The sequence below is a fragment of the Leisingera sp. F5 genome (assembly GCF_001593695.1).
The window spans coordinates 1-3330 of the sequence record NZ_LUKH01000253.1 but is presented as its reverse complement, the minus strand read 5'-3'; the positions used below and the strand labels follow the sequence as shown (position 1 = coordinate 3330).

The 3330-nt window shown below is 56.8% G+C and carries 3 protein-coding genes and 1 pseudogene; 1 reads left to right on the top strand and 3 read right to left on the bottom strand.

Annotation, left to right across the window (positions count from 1 at the left end):
- The 3 genes and pseudogenes from A2I95_RS28355 to A2I95_RS28345 all read right to left on the bottom strand — a co-directional run.
- A pseudogene (locus tag A2I95_RS28355) lies at nt 1–700 on the bottom strand (porin); the annotation flags it as partial.
- Nucleotides 701–1205: 505 nt separating this feature from the next.
- Nucleotides 1206–1457, bottom strand: coding sequence for a hypothetical protein (locus tag A2I95_RS28350; RefSeq protein WP_291735281.1), 252 nt, complete (start codon nt 1455–1457; stop codon nt 1206–1208).
- 77 nt (nt 1458–1534) lie between these two features.
- Nucleotides 1535–2203 (bottom strand): acyl-homoserine-lactone synthase, encoded by a 669-nt coding sequence (locus A2I95_RS28345; RefSeq protein WP_291735279.1) that lies wholly within the window; start codon nt 2201–2203, stop codon nt 1535–1537.
- Nucleotides 2204–2406: 203 nt separating this feature from the next.
- Here A2I95_RS28345 and A2I95_RS28340 point away from each other — a divergent pair, with 203 nt between their 5' ends.
- A complete protein-coding gene (locus A2I95_RS28340; RefSeq protein ID WP_260008133.1) occupies nt 2407–3087 on the top strand; it encodes an autoinducer binding domain-containing protein in 681 nt (226 codons plus the stop codon).
- Nucleotides 3088–3330 lie beyond the last annotated feature (243 nt).

The window sequence follows — 3330 nt, the reverse complement described above, 5'->3', positions numbered from 1 at the left end:
CGTCATCATTGGCCCAACGCACCGCCACGTCATAGCTTTCGCGGTCGTTTGCGTCCTTCAGCACGTCAGTGCCGTAAGAGGTGGACAGGGTAAAGCCCGCAAGTTCCGGGGTGTCATAGCGAACCCGGCCAAGGCGGCCGCCGTCCAGATCGGTGAAGGCATCACCGATATCCACACCGCTGAGAGCGCCGCCAGTGGTGCGGAAAGCATAGCCGCCGGCGGAGTCGGCAACAGAGTTGGAGGCGCCGAGGCCAGTGCCCGAGAAATCCGCGCCGGTGATGCCGTCGGTTGCCATCGAGCCCTGACCCGCGGAAAAGCGGCCATAGCTGGCGGTGTCGAACTGGAAATCAACATGGCGGATGTTGGTGCGGTCCCAGCTTACGTTATCACCAGTGGTCAGCTGGCTGACCCCGTCAGACCCGCGAAACCCGAAAGCGGTCTCAAAGCGGAACCGCAGAGTATTCTCGCCGTAGGCCTGCTCCAATTCGAAACCGATGCGCGAATTGGATGCCTCGTTGTCCACCAGGCGGTTAAAGTCATCCTGCCCGTCATCAAAGGACTGGAACGACGGGATGAATTGCCCGTACCAGCGGAAGCTGCCGCCGGTGTCATTGGTGTAAGTCGGGCCCGCAAATGCCGGGGCTGCAAGCGCTGCTGCCAAAGAGGCCGCGCCTGCGCGCGCTGCAAATTTAATGCTCATTATCTTCAGGTCTCCTGTTCCGTCAGCAGCAGGTCTCTCCATCCCTGAGACCGCTGCTTGAGCCAGGAGCTATCACGCGTTTTTCCGCCCCTTCAGGGTTGAAAATTCACCCCGGGATCAGGAGAAATGAATAGGCGGATTTTTGCCTGCAGCAACTTTAAGCCTGCAAGAAACCGCCTATGGGCAATGCGTTAGGTGAAAAAGGTCACTTTCACCCAATCACCAGGCTCAGAGGGGGCATGCAATTTCTGCAACCCTGCGCACACGCTCAATACTGCATTCATTTTTGCACAGAACAGCGCAGCGGAGTCTGGCAAAAAAACGCCCCGGACAAACGGGGCATTTCAGTGCGCTGCGTCCCGCAAGGACCAGATTTTCCAACCTGCGCCTTGAACCCAAGCGATCAGATCCAGGTAAGCCGCTGCGCGGCGTGGTTTCCGGAATGCCTGCGCCATCCGCGGCCAGCCTGTTCCAAGGCGATGCGCTTGGAACGCCGGGCCAGCGCTTACGGCATGCCGAAGGGGCTTAGTCCAGCTATCACTATCCAGCTGTCCAGCGCATCGCGCAATGTGGCGCCGCGTGCGGAAAACCCGTGCAGCTGAACTGACCACCGGCATTCGGGCGCAGCTGTCTGTTCCCCGCGCACCAGCCTGACTTCACCGCCCATCATGACGAACTGAGACGCCCGCGGGATGCCCTGAAGCTCGGACAGGATGCGCCAGTCGGAAATACTTTGCTGAGTGTTAATCTTTGACATGCGGGAGTGCTCGGATTTCCGTCTGAGGCCGTGAGTGCCGTCGCGGCTGTGCTGTCTGCAAAAAAACAGAAAGCTCTTCACGCTTCGCTGCTTCCTGGCTGGGGCACATCGGCAGAGTAAACGCGGTACTTGCCGTTTTGATCGCCCCTGAGCGGGCCAAGCGGGACGACATTTGCAAAGCCTGAGGACTTGGCAAGCCGTGCGACAACCGGCGGAGACAGAAACACGAAACGTTCTCCGCCCAGCTCCTGCAGGAATGTCCGCAGCCGCTGCAACACCAGCTGCCCTGCTCCCGCGGCACCATTCGATGCAAACCTGGTAAGTTCCCAGACCGCGGGATCGCACGGCGGCTCTTCATCACACAGGTCCGTGGACAGCCCGGGAAGCATGCCGCGGACCGCATCACGCACCATATAAGTCATTTCGGATCCGCCTGGATGGCGGCCCCCGCGATCTGTGCGCAGCAGCCTCGCACCGGCCAGCGCTTCGCCTGTGGCAGGATCAAAAGCGATAATGTAGTAGGCGTCCAGATGATCGTATTGATCCAGATCGCTTCGGCAGGACAGCCACACGCGCCAGTTTTTGCCGTCCGCAAACACGCTCTTGCGCAACGACATAAAGGCGTCCAGCACATCCTGATCTGGACTTCTCAGTGACTTTGGCAGCCGCACCGGCTCAAACCGGACAACCATAGTTTCAATACCTGTCCGGGCCTTGGCCTCGCTCTTGGCGTATCCGTTTTGCATAAATGTATCTCCAGTACAGGTTTCCACCTTCCCTGCGCAGAAATTACACCTAAAGGTAGATTTTCAGCTGTCCATAACTACCTGACTGTTGCATTCTATTTGCAACTCTGGTCACATCAAATGCGACCTAGGTTGCGGGCAAGACAACCAAGGTTGCCGGCAGTGAGACTTAAGTCGCAAGTCATTCAGGGTGGAAGGTTGAGATGCCAAAATCTGTGATTACAACGAATCTGCCCTCGGACGGAGCAAACAGCACAAAGATTGCCGAGGCTTTTTCGGCCTGCAGATCCGCGATCAACGAAGTAAGCACCACGGGTTTCACCCTCATGGTCAACTTTTCAATCATGGGGTATGAGCACTTTGAATGTTCGTTCCACGAAAAATGGAAGGAACAGTATGACCGGGAAAACTACTTCCTTCATGACCCTGTATTCAATTGGGCGCTGAAGAACGAAGGCGCCATACGCTGGTCGGCCATTCAGCTGCCCGACCCTCTGCAGATACTCGAAAAGTCTCAGCGGTACGGTTTGGTATATGGCGCTGCCTTTGCGGCTCTGACGGGATCAAAAAGATCAATGGTATTTGTTTCCCGGCAGGACAGGGAGCTTTCGGACACCGAGATGCGCAGGCTGAGCATGGTTGTCACCGAGTTTTTTGACTCGCTGCTTCCACCCCCGTCTCTTTCCGGGAAAGAACTGGAGATGCTGCGCCTGCATATCCAGCAGGAGATGTCTTATGATGAGATCGCCGAACAGTTCACGCTTTCTCTATCAGCAGTGAAAACCAGTTTTCTGCGGATGCGGCAAAAGTTCGGCTGCAAGTCAACTGCGCGCCTCGCCTATCTGGCCAAAGAGCGCAACCTGTTTGGGGTAGAGCCGCCCTGAACCTGTTGACCGGCCTCAATTAAATGATCCGGGGATCGTTTCGGAACAAGCGATGCAGCGTACCAGGAATTTTACCAAAGCTGCCGTTCGCCCACCTCGCAGGATCCGGCACTTGGGGTCGATCCTGCCACCCGCTGAGATGAAAACAGGCCAAGCAAAGGCAGCTATCCAAGACAACCCGGTCACACCGGAACATAATAAGAACATGATCAAGAGTATAAAACATAGCGCAGAACACTCGCC

Excerpts from the sequence above, each read along its gene's own strand:
- A2I95_RS28345 (WP_291735279.1), bottom strand. The coding sequence starts at position 2,203 with ATGCAAAACGGATACGCCAAGAGCGAGGCCAAGGCCCGGACAGGTATT.
- A2I95_RS28340 (WP_260008133.1), top strand. The coding sequence starts at position 2,407 with ATGCCAAAATCTGTGATTACAACGAATCTGCCCTCGGACGGAGCAAAC.
- A2I95_RS28350 (WP_291735281.1), bottom strand. The coding sequence starts at position 1,457 with ATGTCAAAGATTAACACTCAGCAAAGTATTTCCGACTGGCGCATCCTG.